This is a genomic window from Extibacter sp. GGCC_0201 (assembly GCF_017566055.1).
Taxonomy (GTDB): Bacteria; Bacillota; Clostridia; order Lachnospirales; family Lachnospiraceae; genus Extibacter.
The window spans coordinates 1-226 of record NZ_JABFCH010000138.1 but is presented as its reverse complement, the minus strand read 5'-3'; the positions used below and the strand labels follow the sequence as shown (position 1 = coordinate 226).

The following is a 226-nucleotide window of genomic DNA, read 5'->3' as shown; positions in this document are numbered from 1 at the left end:
TTTCGGAGGCGACCGCCCCAGTCAAACTCCCCACCTGACATTGTCCCCAGGCCGGATCACGGCCTCTGGTTAGAAATCCAATACTGCAAGGGTGGTATCCCAACAGCGGCTCCGCGACGACTGGCGTCATCGCTTCCCTGCCTCCCACCTATCCTGTACATGCAATACCGAATCCCAGTATCAAGCTGGAGTAAAGCTCCATGGGGTCTTTCCGTCCTGGCGCAGG

Annotated in this window: 1 rRNA gene; it reads right to left on the bottom strand. The window is 58.4% G+C overall.

Annotated features, from left to right (window positions below):
• Positions 1-226, bottom strand: a 23S ribosomal RNA gene (locus HJV72_RS19010); the annotation flags it as partial.